This is a genomic window from Abyssisolibacter sp. ZYX002 (assembly GCF_056892235.1).
The window spans coordinates 1,166,381-1,180,535 of the sequence record NZ_JARMXH010000001.1 but is presented as its reverse complement, the minus strand read 5'-3'; the positions used below and the strand labels follow the sequence as shown (position 1 = coordinate 1,180,535).

Sequence of the window (14,155 nt, the reverse complement as noted above, 5' to 3'; positions counted from 1 at the left end):
ATTATTATAGTTATTTCATAGATATAGTTCCTGTATTCTAACGGTAAAAAATGTTATTATGTTAAAAGGAGGAATAGTTATGGAAGATAGTCAATACTATGTTGCTATGAAGGCTAAACTTATGAAAGAAGCGAAGTCTTATCTAAAGTTTGTAATCCCATTGCTTGAAGATAAATATAGCAAAGAGGATATAAACAAAATACATAATGATACATTAGAAAAATATGAAGAACTAATTCCGAAATTCCCTTATATTGGAGGCAAAGATAATAAGTTAACTTCTACTCTTACTAAAACAAGCGTTATGATAGCGTTATATCGTGCATTATTACCTTACGATGTGACACCTTTAAAGACTGGTGAATATATGACAAAGGCTTTAGAAAATAAAATGGACAGGATACCAAAAGTTATACGTTTACTAATGGGAAGGACGATGTTTTCTAAAAGAAGTATGAAAAAAATTAATAAACGAGCTGAAAAATCACAATTAAGACAATATTCACAGGACTGGGTGTGGAATATTGTAAAAAGCAATGATAATAAATTTGATATTGGGATAGATTATACTGAATGTGGAATTAAAAAATTTGTAGTTGAACAAGAGGTAGAAGAATTATTACCTTATATTTGTAACTTAGACTATGCATTATTCAGGAAGTTTGGATTGGAATTAACACGTACAAAAACTTTAGCTAATAATGATTGTTGTGATTTTCGAATAAAAAAGAAGGGAAATCCACCACCAGCGTGGGCACCAAGAATATAACTCTAATTATGTAACTAGGAGCAAAAATGATTATTAAATTTTGAAAGGCTTATTACTTTAAATTAAAACAATAAGCCTTCATATGATATAAATCTCTTAGCCAGTATATTAATATTGTCATTAGTATTTTTTACACTTGATAAAGCTTACTACAACAATTCAATACTATTCTCAGCACATACATTTCTCATTTCATCAGGCCATATAGATGCTTGAACTTCACCGATATGAGCTTTCTTTAGGAAAAACATGCATATTCTTGATTGACCTATTCCTCCTCCAACAGTGAAAGGAAGTTCATCGTTTAATATCATTTTGTGGAACTTATATTTCAATCTATCTTCGCAATCCTCAGCTTTCAGTTGCTCTTTAAGGGCGTCAGCATCAACACGAATACCCATAGAAGACAGTTCAAGTCCAATTTCAAGAGTATCAAACCAGAATATTATGTCACCATTTAAATTCCAGTCATCATAATCTGGAGATCTTCCATCGTGCTTTTCACCAGATTCTAATTTTCCTCCTATTTGCATAATGAAAACAGCACCTTTTTCCTTAGCAATTGCATGCTCCCTTTGCTTAGTAGTCAAATCTGGGTACATATCTTCTAGTTCTTGAGAAGATACAAAGAATATATCATTTGGTAGAATACATTCTAGTTCTGGATATAACCCATTAATATATTTTTCAGTATTCTTAAACACTTCGTATATACTTGAAACGATAGCTTTTAGTTTTTGCTTATTTCTTTCACTTTTTTGTATCACTTTTTCCCAATCCCATTGATCCACATAAATAGAATGGATATTATCAAGAACTTCTTCAGCTCTGATAGCGTTCATATCGGTGTACAAACCTTCACCAAATGAAAAACCATATCTGTATAATGCCATACGCTTCCATTTAGCTAGAGAATGTACTATTTCAGCACTTTCATTATTGCAGCCTTTTACATTAAAAGAAATAGCTTTTTCAGTGCCATTTAGGGCATCATTAAGGCCTGTTGATTGTTTTACAAAAAGGGGAGCAGAGACTCTTGTTAAAGCTAATTTACTGCTCAATTCCTTCTGAAAACAATCTTTAAGTTTCTTTATAGCTATTTCTGTCTCTTTTAAATCCAACAATTGTTTGTATCCTTTTGGTAATATTAAATCTTTCATCTTTGTAACCTCCATAATATAAAAATTGATAAAATAAAAAAGCCTTCAATCCCAATTACTAGGGACGAAAGACTTATATCTCACGCGGTACCACCCTGATTTGTTTAAAAAACCACTCTAACCAATACAGATTTCTCGATATTGTCCAATTTATAACGGTTTGGCTCCGACTAAGTCTACTCCTTATAGTAAGTTTCGGTTAGTAGCTCTGAGATGTTTTTCAAATTAGATTCCGTATCGAACTTTCACCATCATCGACTCGCTATAACTACCTTCTAATTTTACTCTTCTCTTCGTAGCTTTTATATTTTAATATAGTATATAATTAAAGATGACATATGTCAACAAAAAAATTCAGGAAATTTAAGGGTGACACTCCCTCATGTCACCCAAAGTGTTAATCTAGCTTTACAGCAGTACCATAAACTAATATTTCAGCTGCACCTTGCATAACTGCAGAGGTGGAATATCTTAGATTAATTATAGCATCAGCGCCAAGTTTTTTAGCTTCATCAGCCATTCTGCTTGTTGCTATTTGTCTAGCTTCATTTAGCATATCGGCGTATTCACTCATTTCTCCACCTACTAAATTTCTAAAACCAGAAATTATATCTTTACCTACATGTTTAGCTCTGATAGTGCTACCTTTAACTAAACCAAGAGTCTCTGAAACTTTTTTACCTGCTACATAATCAGTATTTACGATAATCATCTTTATCTTCCTCCTCTTTTCTTTTAATTCTATCTACGATTAAACTAAATATTAAACCGATAGATGAAATTATAATAACATATGTAATAACAGCATAATTATAACTCATATCGTCTAGGTCTATAAAAGGTGAAAGAGCAGCTAATAGTATAATAGATATTATACCTAAAACGACCATCCAACCACAAATTTTAATCATATAATCACACCTCCTCTTATAACTTATGTTATTATACTTATTATAAGTATATGAAGCGAAAAATACAAGTTAAGAATTAATTTTATAAATTTACAAAATAAGACATTTTTCATTGAAGGAAAAACGCTCCTCAGTGAAGAAGTTGAGTTAAAAGGCGCAAGATGAACTATGAGGAGGGATGTTGATAAAATGGAACTTAAATTGAAAAACGTTAGAGATAACTTAGTAGTAAGATTAAATGGAGAACTTGATCATCATACATCTGAAGAAGTCAGAAAAGAAATAGATGATTTTTTCATGACTAAAAGCTTAAAAAATATAATACTAGATTTTAAAGATTTGAATTTCATGGACAGCTCGGGGATAGGCCTTATAATTGGAAGATTCAAATTAGTAAGAGATAGAAAGGGAGAAGTAAAGATAATAAATGTGGATGATAGATTAATGAAAATGATGACCATGTCAGGCATACAAAAAATAGCCAAGTTTTATGATACATTAGAAGATGCGTGTCAAGATGGTAAGGAGTGATTGTATGATTAATAATAGTATGAAATTGGAGATACCAAGTTTATCGCAAAACGAAGCATTTGCCAGAGTGGCAGTAGCAGCATTTGCAGCTCAATTAGATCCTACAATTGAAGAACTATCTGACATAAAAACAGCAGTTTCTGAGGCAGTTACAAACAGCATTATTCATGGTTATGAATCAGGAGAAGGAACAATAACTATTGAGTGTAAAATTATACAAAATAAGATTGAAATTATAATAGCTGATAAAGGTAAAGGAATAACTGATATTAAAGAAGCTATGCAACCCCTTTATACATCAAAACCCGAATTAGAGCGTTCTGGAATGGGATTCACAGTAATGCAGGAATTTATGGACAATATTAAAGTTGACTCGGAGGTTGAATGTGGAACTAGCATAATAATGACCAAAACATTCGATAGTGTTAAAGTAGAGGATTAGCGCTATGAGTTATATAACAAAAAAAAGCGATATATACGAAAATACTATTGGATATATAGTAAAAGCTCAAGAGGGGGACACTGAGGCTCAAACATGGATAGTAGAAAACAATATGGGGTTGGTAAGGAGCGTTGTAAAAAGATTTTTAAATAGAGGATATGAGACTGAAGATTTGATGCAGATAGGTTCAATAGGATTAATAAAAGCAATTAAAAAATTTGATACAAAGTACAATGTAAGATTTTCAACTTATGCTGTGCCAATGATTATAGGTGAGATTAAAAGGTTTATCAGAGATGATGGAATGATTAAAGTTAGTAGATCATTAAAACAAACAGCCGCTAAGGTAAACATAGCAAAAGAAAAACTGTCTAAACAGTTTGGGAGGGATGCTACATTAGAAGAAATATCTAAAGAAATAAAAGTAGATAAAGAAGATATTGTTTTTGCTCTAGAATCATGTCACACACCTGAGTATTTATATGATGTCATACATCAAAACAATGGAAGTCCAATCCATCTTATTGACAGAATTGATTCAAATAGCAAAAAAGAAGAATTAGATATTGTAGACAAAATAACACTAAAAGAAGTTATCGGAAAATTAAAAGCAAGAGAAAGACAAATAATCATCATGAGATATTTCAACGACAAAACTCAAACAGAAATAGCTAGTAAATTAGGTATATCTCAAGTACAAGTATCAAGGATTGAAAAAAAAGTATTAGATAATATGAAAAAAATGTTAAAAAAGGCATAGAATATATGTCTTTTTTTTTGAATTAAATAGAAAACTTCGCAAATAATATTAATATCAATAAATAGCCGATTTGAATGGAGCTGATAATGTGAAAAAACTCAAATTATTAATAATAGTTGTAATAATTTTAAGTGTAGGAGTAACGCTAATTGTGCTAAATAAACAAAAAGCAAACGATACTATAGAAGTACCAAAAAGAGCTAAACTTGTTTATATCAATGAAAATTTCGATTGGGGGGATGCATAATAAAAGCTAAAAAGATATATCTGCAACTTGAAAATAATATATTCGTAGCCAAAGAGCAAAAGATAGAATTAAAAGATATTGCGAAAGTATATAGCGATGATAAGCAAATTGTTAAAGAAGTAGAAAAAATAAAAATCTTTAAAAGCTATAAAAATGAAACAGATTCAATTATTTTAGCAATAGATTTAATAAACAAAATTAATGAATATATCAATGATGCAGATGTGATTATTATAGGAAGTACAGAAGTTCTTTTGAAATATAAAGAAGTTAAAAAACAAAACAAAGTATTAATGTTCTTAAAAATATTCAGTATAAGCATAATTTTATGCTTGGGAGCATCACTAGCTATTATCAATTTTCATGAAGATGCTAACATGGATGCATCGTTCAAATCAATTTATTTTTTGATAACAGGAAAATATGAGGAAAAACCACTTATAATGCATATTCCATATTCGTTAGGTTTATGTAGTGGAGTTTTTGTTTTTTTTAACCATGTATGGAGCAAGAAAAATAAACAAAGAAAAGAGCCAAGTCCGCTAGATATAGAAATACATACATATCAAGAAGACATAAATAAGTACACTATAGATTGTCTTAAAAAGAATAAAAAAGTAGGTAGGACAAAATGAAGGTTCTAATGGTTCTAATGGCATTAAGTATTGGCATAATAGAAGGAACAGGTCTTGCCGCATTTATAACTTTATTGGATATAATTCCTAGACTTGCTCAACTGACAAAAACAAATGATAAAGTTGGAATATACGAAAAGACCATAGGTATATCTATAGGAGTTGTCATATTGGCAAGAGCAATATATATTGATCTTGGCTTAGGAAGACTGATATTAATTCCGATTAGTTTTGTGTTAGGAATTTTTATTGGCTTGTTGGCATCGGCATTAGCTGAAACATTAGATGTAATACCTGTTATGGAGAGTAAACTTAAATTAGGTAAGTATTTAGTAGTGACTGTCATAGCATTAGCTATCGGTAAAGTAGCAGGGTCATTTTTCTATTGGTTAATATTAATGGACGTACCAAAATAGGAGGAGATTATAATATGAGAAATATAAATCCGATTGATTATAATAAATATGCTAACGATAAAGCACCAAAAACTAACTATATTAAAAATTGTATATGGGCTTTTTTGGTTGGAGGAGCTATATGTACAATAGGACAAATAATTATGAATTATTTATTGAAAACAGGATTAAGTAAGCAAGATGCATCAACGAGCGTATCAATAATATTGATATTTATAGGTGCATTGCTCACTGGATTAGGTGTATACGATAAAATTGGGAAAAGAGCTGGAGCGGGGTCAATAGTACCCATCACAGGATTTGCTAATTCAATAGTGTCTCCAGCTATGGAGTTTAAAAGAGAAGGCTATATCTTTGGAGTTTGTGCAAAGATGTTTGTTATAGCAGGTCCAGTATTAGTATATGGGTTTGGTTCATCTGTTGTCGCAGGACTAATATACTTTATACTTAGTAAATAGCAAAAGGAGAGATGAGATTTGACTAGTAAAAGAATTGGAAAACAAACAGTAAGGCTTGAAAACCCACCTTCAATCTTGTCAACAGGCTCTATAGTAGGACCTAAAGAGGGAGAAGGACCACTGGCAAGCTACTTTGATACAATACTAGATGATGATTTGTTTGATGAAAAAAGTTGGGAAAGAAGCGAATCAAAGCTCCAAAGCGAAGCAACAAAAATAGCTCTGAATAAAGGGAAAAAATCAACAGCAGATATAAATTATTTATTTGCGGGAGATTTACTAAACCAATTGATGTCATCTAATTATTCAGCCAGAAAGCTAGCTGTTCCATTTTTTGGGCTATATGGAGCATGTTCAACAATGGCCGAATCCCTAAGCTTAGGAGCTATGACAATAGATGGTGGATTTGCAGATAACGTTCTTTGCGTAACATCAAGTCATTTTAGTTCAGCAGAGAGGCAATTTAGATATCCACTAGAATTCGGAAACCAACGAGCATTGACTACACAGTGGACAGTTACAGGTTCAGGAGCAGCAGTGGTATCTATAGGAAATGAACCACCATATATAACACATATAACAACTGGTAAGGTAATAGATCCAGGTATTAAAGATGTAAACAATATGGGAGCAGCTATGGCACCAGCTGCGGCAGATACTATAATACAACATTTTGAGGATACCAAATTTAAAGTAAAAGATTACGACCTAATAATAACAGGGGATTTAGGTAAAATAGGAAAATCTATAGCATTAGATTTAATAAAGCAAGAAGGATATGATATAGAGAAAATATATCGTGACTGTGGAGTAGAAATATTTGACCATGAAAAACAAGATACTCATGCGGGAGGAAGTGGTTGTGGTTGTTCAGCAGTTGTATTTTGTGGATATATATATAGTAAATTGAAAGAAGGAAGTCTAAATAGAGTGCTTCTTGTATCAACAGGGGCATTACATTCTACAACTAGCATACAGCAGGGTGAATCTATTCCAGGAATAGCACATGCAATAACAGTAACCAATAAGCTAAGGAGAGATGGATAATGGTATATGTAAAAGCATTTATAGTAGGAGGAATAATATGTATGATAGCACAGATTTTGATGGATGGAACTAAACTTACTCCAGCACATGTACTCGTTATATATGTATCTAGTGGTGTCATATTGACTGTATTAGGTATATATAAATATATAGCTGATTTTGGAGGCTCAGGAGCTACAGTCCCATTAATTGGGTTTGGATACTCGCTAGGAAAAGGGGTAATGGAGGCAGTTGATAAAAATGGATTGATTGGAGTTTTTACTGGAGGAATTAGTGCAACAGCTGGTGGTGTTTCAGCGGCAGTAGTATTTGGGTATATAATGGCTGTGATATTTAATCCTAAAACTAAAAAATAGTAGGGAGTAATTATGAATAAAAGAAATGTAATAATTGTTACAGATGGAGATAAAACAGCTAAAAAAGCAGTGGAGTTAGCTACAAAAAACGTTGGAGGTAGGTGTATATCAAGGTCTGCAGGCAATCCTACCCCACTTACTGGTGATGAAATCGTAGATCTTGTATTAACAGCTATACATGATCCAGTAGTTGTAATGGTTGATGATATAGGAAATCCGGGTTATGGAAAGGGAGAACTAGCATTTGATCAAATAATGTCTCATCCAGAGATAAATATACTTGGTGTAGTGGCAGTAGCATCAAATACAGAGAGTGTAATGGGAGTTAAAGTCGATTTTTCAATAACTTGCGATGGCAAGATAGTAAAAGGTTCAGTAGATAAAGAAGGACGCGAAACAGAAGGAAACATAATATATGGAGATACCGTAGATGTACTTAATCAATATAAATTTCCTATAATAATAGGTGTGGGAGATATCGGTAAAATGTGTGGCAAAGATGATTGTCAATTAGGTGCTCCAATAATAAGTATGGCTCTCAAGGAGATTGTCAAATATAATAAAGAAAACAGCAGTAGTGTCAAAGGTGATGAAACTGATTTTGACTAGTTATTTTTAGTTTAGTAATTATGATATAAATAGTACAAATAATATAAGATAAAAAGCGTGATGACTACTATTTGAATCATCACGTTTTTTATGTTAATTAAACATTTTATATCGTTCATTTTGAGTATAACAATTAAAGAGTTTATTCATATAGCTTAAATTGGGATTAAGTACAAATATATTTTAATATGTTTTTTGGATAATACTGAGGTGATTAGGGAGTACCCAATGGAAGTAACTATAGGAATCAAGCTTTCTATTTAATAGATTCTGCCTTCTCATGGTTACAAACATATTATAGTCTCTATAAAATTGTTATATGCACTTTCTTTGATCTTTACTGCAATTTAAAAATGTCATTACTTCTAAAAAAAATAAAAAAATCGACTCACTTTTGAGTCGATTTTTTTCACAACTAATCATCATCATCTGAAGTTACAATATTGTCATTATTAGAGTTGTTACTATTTGTTTCGTTACTATTGTCATTATCTTTGTTCTTTTTACCATTACCGTTTTTGTTCGGCTTTTTATTACCATTATTATTTTCGCTATCTATAATGTTACCATTTTCATCTAAATTATTGTTATCACCATTATTGTTATCTCCATTGTTATTATCACCATTGTTATTATCACCATTGTCATTATCTTCGTTATCATCACCATTATTGTTATCAAAAGGATCTGGTGGAGTTAAGTGCAAATCACATACCTCTGTTGGTACTTGATATTTATAATCCCTAGGGATATAATTCTTATTTTCTTCAGGATTATAAGGCGTTGGCCTTTTTATAAATACTCTGTTTTCAACTAGCTCTGGAGGACAGAACTCCGAGGCAAGTTTATTTGTGGATATATCCACGGCTACCTCAACATGAACATCGTCAAAATCTTTAGGTTCAGTTCCTCTTATGAATTTTTCAGTTCTAACAGTATTTCCTCTAGGATCTTTTCTACTCAATTCAGTAGCAAGTTTACCAGAAGTAGTATCTATAGTTCTTGTTACTAAGCCACCAACAGGATCAAAGTCTTTAGCTGGTAAATTTTTATGGATATCTTTCATAATATGACTCCATAAGATAGTAGCGTATTGACTACCTTTGTCAAGCTTGACACTTTGATTGTCATTACCAATCCATGTTCCAGCTATATAATAAGGTGTATAACCTACAAACCAAGCATCAACTCTATTTTGAGTAGTACCAGTTTTTCCGGCAACAGGTATTTTAGTATTGTAACTATGAAGTTGAGCTCTACTAGCAATACCTCTAGTAACTGTACTTTTTAGTATATCAGTCATCAAATAAGCTACTTGTTCAGATACTACAGTGTTTTTAGTAGATTTGTTTTCTAATATTACATTACCATCTCTGTCTAGAACTTTTGTGTATGCAATAGGCTCTGTATAAACACCATCATTTGCAATAGTTCCAAAAGCAGCAGTCATTTTTAGAGGAGACACACCTCTAGTCATACCACCTAATGCAAGTGCTGACAAGTTTTCATCATAGTTACTACTACCTTTAGCGACAGCTTCTTCCTTAGTTGTAAAGGAATCATTACCTGGTGTATCATAATCAATTATACCCATTTTAGAAAGGTAATCCATAGATGTAGATATACCTATTTTTTTAAGGAACTTAACAGTAGAAACGTTTATAGATTGCTCTACTGAATATCTCAATGTAACAAGACCTCTATAGTCATCTGAAAGATTGTTTCTTTGGGAAGAATTTCTTCTTCCATACCAGTTTCTAGGCCATATATTACCGTTATTATCGTAGTGAGGCACATCATCCACTACACTTGCAGCTGTAAATCCATTGTCTAATGCTGGTAGATATACAGAAATAGGTTTCAAAGATGATCCAGGTTGTCTAGGCCTTAAAGCTCTATTTAATATCTTACTACCTTTGACATTTCTTCCTCCTATAAGCGCTTTAATATGACCGTTATAATCAAGTAGTACAAAAGATGATTGAGGTTGCATAATCCCTTTTTTGTCTTTGTAGAAATATTTACTTTTGATAATCATATCTCCATTAGAGTTTATGCTATAAAAATCCTTATTTTCATCTAAAAAGTTCTTATTAATTATTAATCGTCTGTTTTCTTTATCTGATGTATAACATGTCTTAGGGTCCAAAGACCATGCAGAATGAGTAATCAGATTTTGTTTTTCATCAATAGTATAGAAATCTGTAACATCAGCATTTCTATAATTTAATTTGTTATTTTTGACAGCTATATTTCCATCACTTAAAATTTCAAATGTACCTTTTTCTATTTTTAGATTATAATCTTGATCTAGCAAATTGTCTTTTGCATAAAAAACAATTTTTTTACTTGAGTCAATTATATTTTTTTGTTTATCTAGAGTTCTACTTACTAGCTTTGCACCTCTAATAGTACCAGAATTCGCAGTAAGTATTTTTCCAAAGTTATCATATGCATCTTCAAGCTTACTCTGAATACCAATATCCATAGTAGAATAAATTTTAAGACCCCCAGTTAAGAGAAGATCAGTAGCATCAGCTTTGCTGTAATCATACTTCTTCATCAAGTCTTTTACAACAGAATCTTTAACATAGTCATTGAAGTATGATGTTTCTATTTCTTCGTTTTTCTTTGGATCTGGCTTGATAGCTTTACGCATATCTTCCTTTAACGCATTATCATATTGAACTTTATTGATTTTTCCTAATTCAAGCATCTTCTTAAGTATGATTCTTTGCCTTTCCTCAGCTCTAGGATTGTATATAGGCACATATAAATTGCCTAAAATCTCTATATAATGCATTTCGGTAGGATCATCTACACCAACGACTTTGTGTTTTGTCTTATCAAAATTTTCTGGCTTTATAACCTTATAAAGCTCATAAGCTACTGTTGATTTTGTTGCACCTGCAATCATCGCACTTTCAGCAAGTGTAAGTTCGCTAGCACTTTTAGAGAAATAAGTTTGAGCCGCAGCTTCAACACCATATGCTCCTTGACCAAAAGGACTTGTATTCAAATAAGCCCTCAATATTTGATCCTTAGTTAAGTGCCGTTCAAGTTGCATAGCTATATACATTTCCTTAACTTTTCTTGTTATTGTTTTTTCTTGTGACAGGTACCTATTTTTAGCTAACTGTTGTGTGAGAGTACTAAAACCTTGTTTAAAAGACATACTTTTAAGGTTTGTAAAAACTGCTCTTCCTACACTTCTAAAATCTACTCCATGATGCTCCAAGAATCTTTCATCTTCGATTGCTATAACAGCATCTTTCAAGTATTTAGATATCTGATTAAGTTCAACTTTTGTTCTAAATTCTTGAGTGAGAATCTTTTCAATTACTTCGCCTTTTTGGTCTACAATAACCGAATTTTCATTTAAATAAGCAGTGACTTTAGATGGGTCAATAGGTGGCACGGTCTTGATTATTGCATATAAAATACCACATAAAGATCCTCCAACAATAAAAACAATTAAAGACATAATTATTAATATGAGCTTAAGGGTTTTTCTTTTTTTCTTTGGATTTCTAGCCCTTTTGTTATCTTTATTTTCTTTATTATCATCTGCTTTGTTTGTCCTATTTAGTGCCATAAATAATACCTCCTAGTTATATGAAGTATATGATGAATATAGTCAATGTCCTAGTAATTATACCATAGAAGTTTAGATTTGTTAAATCTAGAGTAAATATTATTATTACATTTGTTAATTTTAACCATAATGCTTCAATAATATAATACAAATTATCAATTTGACTATGTTTTTTGGTATAATAACTATAAGAATATCTTTAATATAGTCTATATCTATGACCAATACATGTAAACAAAGTACAATAAAAAAGAACTTATATGTATTTAAACGTATATTATTTCAGATATTATTTGATGACCTGTAATAAAGATGTAATATAAATGTAATATGTTACAAAAAACATTGTAATTAGTAATAAGATACTATAATATTAAATCAAAGTGATTTTAAGGGGGTTAAAAAGTGGATATTAAAAGTAGAGTTAGTAAACTAAAAAACCTTATGAAAAGTAAAAATATTGATGCAGTGATAATACCAAGCTATGATGCTCATCAAAGTGAGTATTTAGCTGACTATTGGATGAGCCGAAGATGGATATCTGGATTTACAGGATCTGCAGGAACAGCTGTCATTACTGATGACGAATGTGGTCTTTGGACTGATGGCAGGTATTTTATACAAGCAGAAAATGAATTAAGAGATACAGGAATTAAATTGTTTAAAATGAGAGAAAAAGGAGTACCAACATACGAACAGTGGATAGTAGATACATTAGATGACAACTGCACAGTAGCGATTGACGCAAAGGTATTTCCGCTAAAAGTTGTAAATAACTTAAAAGAAAAATTCAAAGACAAAAACATTAAAATTTGTGATTGTGATTTGGTAGATGAAATATGGCAAGATAGACCTTCATTACCAATGTCAAAAGTTTATAATCATGATGTAAAATATTGTGGTAAGTCAAGAAGTGAAAAACTTACTCAATTAAGAGAAGAACTGAAGAAGCTTGGTGCAGATTACAACGTTCTTTCAAGTTTAGATGACATAGCATGGCTTTATAATATAAGAGGAAACGATATACATAACAATCCTTACGTAATATCTTTTGCTCTGATATCAGATGAGGAAGCATATTTATTTGTAGATGATAGGAAACTAGATGACGAAATCAAAAAAGTGCTTACAGGTGATGGTATTATCATAAAAGGGTATGAAGAGATAGGAGAGTATATAAAGAACCTTCCTAAAGATTCATCTATATTCCTTGATCCAATTAAAACTAGTTATTGGTTATACAATTCAATACCAGAAAGTGTAAAGAAAATTGAAGATGTAAATATTACTACTAAATTAAAAGCAGTTAAAAATGAAACTGAAATAGAAAATCTTAAAAATTGCCAAGTAAAAGACGGCGTAGCAATGGTAAGATTTATAAAATGGCTAAAAGAAAATGTTGGGAAAGAACATATGACAGAGATATCTGTAGATGAGAAACTAGAAAGTTTTAGAGCTGAGGGTGATGCATTTGTTTCAAACAGCTTTGATGCAATAGTTGCATACCAAGCCAACGGAGCTATGATGCATTATAGTGCTACCAAAGATAACCACAGTGAAGTCAAGCCAGAGGGATTCTTGTTAGTTGACTCAGGCGGACAATACTATGATGGTACAACTGATATTACTAGAACTATTGTTTTGGGAGAGTTAACAAACGACCAAATCAGGGATTACACATTAACTCTTAGAGGTCATATAAATTTAGCAAAGGCAAAATTCTTATACGGATGTACAGGCGACAATATAGACATATTAGCTAGAAGACCACTATGGGAGCATGGTATTGATTACAAATGCGGTACTGGTCATGGAGTAGGATTCTTTTTAGGAGTACATGAAGGACCTCAAGGCATAAGCATGAGAAAATCTAACGTACCAATAGAGGCAGGTATGGTTACAACTAATGAGCCAGGTGTATATAAAGAAGGAGAGTATGGAATAAGAATAGAAAATACATTATTAGCCAAAGAAGATATAGAAAATGAGTACGGTAAATTTATGAAATTTGAAACAATATCTTATTGCCCAATAGATATAGATGCTATAGATGTGAAACTGATGAATGAAAATGAAAGAAAGTGGCTTAATGACTATCATAAGATGGTTTACGATGTATTATCAGAGCGTTTAAACGAAGAAGAAAAAGCATGGCTTAAAAATGAAACTAGATCAATATAATTAACTATAACAAGAAACATCCCCTAGTAATGTGCATA

General features: G+C 31.5%; 16 protein-coding genes and 1 other annotated feature. Of the genes, 12 read left to right on the top strand and 4 right to left on the bottom strand.

Going from position 1 to position 14,155, the window contains the following annotated elements; all coding sequences use genetic code 11:
- Positions 1 to 79 precede the first annotated feature (79 nt).
- Positions 80 to 769: an L-2-amino-thiazoline-4-carboxylic acid hydrolase gene (locus P3X86_RS05380; RefSeq protein ID WP_483291603.1), complete on the top strand. Its 690-nt coding sequence runs from the start codon at positions 80 to 82 to the stop codon at positions 767 to 769.
- 149 nt (positions 770 to 918) lie between these two features.
- On the opposite strand, the gene asnA is transcribed toward P3X86_RS05380, so the two are convergent.
- The 3 genes from asnA to P3X86_RS05365 all read right to left on the bottom strand — a co-directional run bounded on the left by asnA (position 919) and on the right by P3X86_RS05365 (position 2,840).
- Entirely contained in the window at positions 919 to 1,929 is a 1,011-nt protein-coding gene (gene asnA / locus P3X86_RS05375) for an aspartate--ammonia ligase (RefSeq protein ID WP_483291602.1), read from the bottom strand.
- A 57-nt stretch (positions 1,930 to 1,986) separates the two neighbouring features.
- Positions 1,987 to 2,235: a binding site (T-box leader), on the bottom strand.
- Between the two features lie 91 nt (positions 2,236 to 2,326).
- Positions 2,327 to 2,641: a YbjQ family protein gene (locus tag P3X86_RS05370; RefSeq protein ID WP_483291601.1), complete on the bottom strand. Its 315-nt coding sequence runs from the start codon at positions 2,639 to 2,641 to the stop codon at positions 2,327 to 2,329.
- A complete protein-coding gene (locus P3X86_RS05365) occupies positions 2,622 to 2,840 on the bottom strand; it encodes a hypothetical protein (protein ID WP_483291600.1) in 219 nt (72 codons plus the stop codon). Before P3X86_RS05365 ends, P3X86_RS05370 begins: the two co-directional genes overlap by 20 nt.
- Before the next feature lie 189 nt (positions 2,841 to 3,029).
- Here P3X86_RS05365 and spoIIAA point away from each other — a divergent pair, with 189 nt between their 5' ends.
- The 10 genes from spoIIAA (at position 3,030) to spoVAEA (ending at position 8,341) form a co-directional block, all read left to right on the top strand.
- Positions 3,030 to 3,371 carry an anti-sigma F factor antagonist gene (gene spoIIAA, locus P3X86_RS05360; protein ID WP_483291599.1) on the top strand — a complete coding sequence of 114 codons (342 nt, stop codon included), beginning with the start codon at positions 3,030 to 3,032 and terminating at the stop codon, positions 3,369 to 3,371.
- A gap of 4 nt (positions 3,372 to 3,375) precedes the next feature.
- Positions 3,376 to 3,813 carry an anti-sigma F factor gene (spoIIAB, locus tag P3X86_RS05355; RefSeq protein ID WP_483291598.1) on the top strand — a complete coding sequence of 146 codons (438 nt, stop codon included), beginning with the start codon at positions 3,376 to 3,378 and terminating at the stop codon, positions 3,811 to 3,813.
- Positions 3,814 to 3,817: 4 nt separating this feature from the next.
- Positions 3,818 to 4,573 (top strand): RNA polymerase sporulation sigma factor SigF, encoded by a 756-nt coding sequence (sigF, locus tag P3X86_RS05350; RefSeq protein WP_483291597.1) that lies wholly within the window; start codon positions 3,818 to 3,820, stop codon positions 4,571 to 4,573.
- Between the two features lie 88 nt (positions 4,574 to 4,661).
- Positions 4,662 to 4,820: a hypothetical protein gene (locus P3X86_RS05345; RefSeq protein ID WP_483291596.1), complete on the top strand. Its 159-nt coding sequence runs from the start codon at positions 4,662 to 4,664 to the stop codon at positions 4,818 to 4,820.
- Positions 4,805 to 5,455: a stage V sporulation protein AA gene (locus tag P3X86_RS05340; RefSeq protein WP_483291595.1), complete on the top strand. Its 651-nt coding sequence runs from the start codon at positions 4,805 to 4,807 to the stop codon at positions 5,453 to 5,455. The genes P3X86_RS05345 and P3X86_RS05340 overlap by 16 nt, the downstream gene beginning before the upstream one ends.
- A complete protein-coding gene (locus P3X86_RS05335) occupies positions 5,452 to 5,871 on the top strand; it encodes a stage V sporulation protein AB (protein WP_483291594.1) in 420 nt (139 codons plus the stop codon). Before P3X86_RS05340 ends, P3X86_RS05335 begins: the two co-directional genes overlap by 4 nt.
- Before the next feature lie 14 nt (positions 5,872 to 5,885).
- The gene (gene spoVAC, locus P3X86_RS05330; RefSeq protein WP_483291593.1) at positions 5,886 to 6,329 is read left to right on the top strand and encodes a stage V sporulation protein AC; all 444 of its coding nucleotides are present in this window, start codon (positions 5,886 to 5,888) and stop codon (positions 6,327 to 6,329) included.
- An 18-nt stretch (positions 6,330 to 6,347) separates the two neighbouring features.
- Positions 6,348 to 7,376 (top strand): stage V sporulation protein AD, encoded by a 1,029-nt coding sequence (gene spoVAD / locus P3X86_RS05325; RefSeq protein WP_483291592.1) that lies wholly within the window; start codon positions 6,348 to 6,350, stop codon positions 7,374 to 7,376.
- On the top strand, positions 7,376 to 7,732 hold the full coding sequence (spoVAE, locus tag P3X86_RS05320) for a stage V sporulation protein AE (RefSeq protein ID WP_483291591.1): 357 nt from the start codon (positions 7,376 to 7,378) through the stop codon (positions 7,730 to 7,732). Before spoVAD ends, spoVAE begins: the two co-directional genes overlap by 1 nt.
- A gap of 12 nt (positions 7,733 to 7,744) precedes the next feature.
- Positions 7,745 to 8,341, top strand: coding sequence for a stage V sporulation protein SpoVABEA (spoVAEA, locus tag P3X86_RS05315; protein WP_483291590.1), 597 nt, complete (start codon positions 7,745 to 7,747; stop codon positions 8,339 to 8,341).
- 415 nt (positions 8,342 to 8,756) lie between these two features.
- Here spoVAEA and P3X86_RS05310 read toward each other — a convergent pair whose 3' ends face one another.
- A complete protein-coding gene (locus tag P3X86_RS05310; protein WP_483291589.1) occupies positions 8,757 to 11,936 on the bottom strand; it encodes a transglycosylase domain-containing protein in 3,180 nt (1,059 codons plus the stop codon).
- Between the two features lie 405 nt (positions 11,937 to 12,341).
- Here P3X86_RS05310 and P3X86_RS05305 point away from each other — a divergent pair, with 405 nt between their 5' ends.
- The gene (locus P3X86_RS05305; protein WP_483291588.1) at positions 12,342 to 14,117 is read left to right on the top strand and encodes an aminopeptidase P family protein; all 1,776 of its coding nucleotides are present in this window, start codon (positions 12,342 to 12,344) and stop codon (positions 14,115 to 14,117) included.
- The last annotated feature ends 38 nt before the right edge of the window (positions 14,118 to 14,155 follow it).

Bases quoted from the DNA above. Each gene is read 5' to 3' on its own strand.
- P3X86_RS05370 (WP_483291601.1), bottom strand. From the start codon at position 2,641: ATGATTATCGTAAATACTGATTATGTAGCAGGTAAAAAAGTTTCAGAG.
- sigF (WP_483291597.1), top strand. From the start codon at position 3,818: ATGAGTTATATAACAAAAAAAAGCGATATATACGAAAATACTATTGGA.
- spoIIAA (WP_483291599.1), top strand. From the start codon at position 3,030: ATGGAACTTAAATTGAAAAACGTTAGAGATAACTTAGTAGTAAGATTA.
- spoVAEA (WP_483291590.1), top strand. From the start codon at position 7,745: ATGAATAAAAGAAATGTAATAATTGTTACAGATGGAGATAAAACAGCT.
- spoVAE (WP_483291591.1), top strand. From the start codon at position 7,376: ATGGTATATGTAAAAGCATTTATAGTAGGAGGAATAATATGTATGATA.
- P3X86_RS05310 (WP_483291589.1), bottom strand. From the start codon at position 11,936: ATGGCACTAAATAGGACAAACAAAGCAGATGATAATAAAGAAAATAAA.
- spoIIAB (WP_483291598.1), top strand. From the start codon at position 3,376: ATGATTAATAATAGTATGAAATTGGAGATACCAAGTTTATCGCAAAAC.
- P3X86_RS05365 (WP_483291600.1), bottom strand. From the start codon at position 2,840: ATGATTAAAATTTGTGGTTGGATGGTCGTTTTAGGTATAATATCTATT.
- P3X86_RS05335 (WP_483291594.1), top strand. From the start codon at position 5,452: ATGAAGGTTCTAATGGTTCTAATGGCATTAAGTATTGGCATAATAGAA.
- P3X86_RS05380 (WP_483291603.1), top strand. From the start codon at position 80: ATGGAAGATAGTCAATACTATGTTGCTATGAAGGCTAAACTTATGAAA.
- spoVAC (WP_483291593.1), top strand. From the start codon at position 5,886: ATGAGAAATATAAATCCGATTGATTATAATAAATATGCTAACGATAAA.
- asnA (WP_483291602.1), bottom strand. From the start codon at position 1,929: ATGAAAGATTTAATATTACCAAAAGGATACAAACAATTGTTGGATTTA.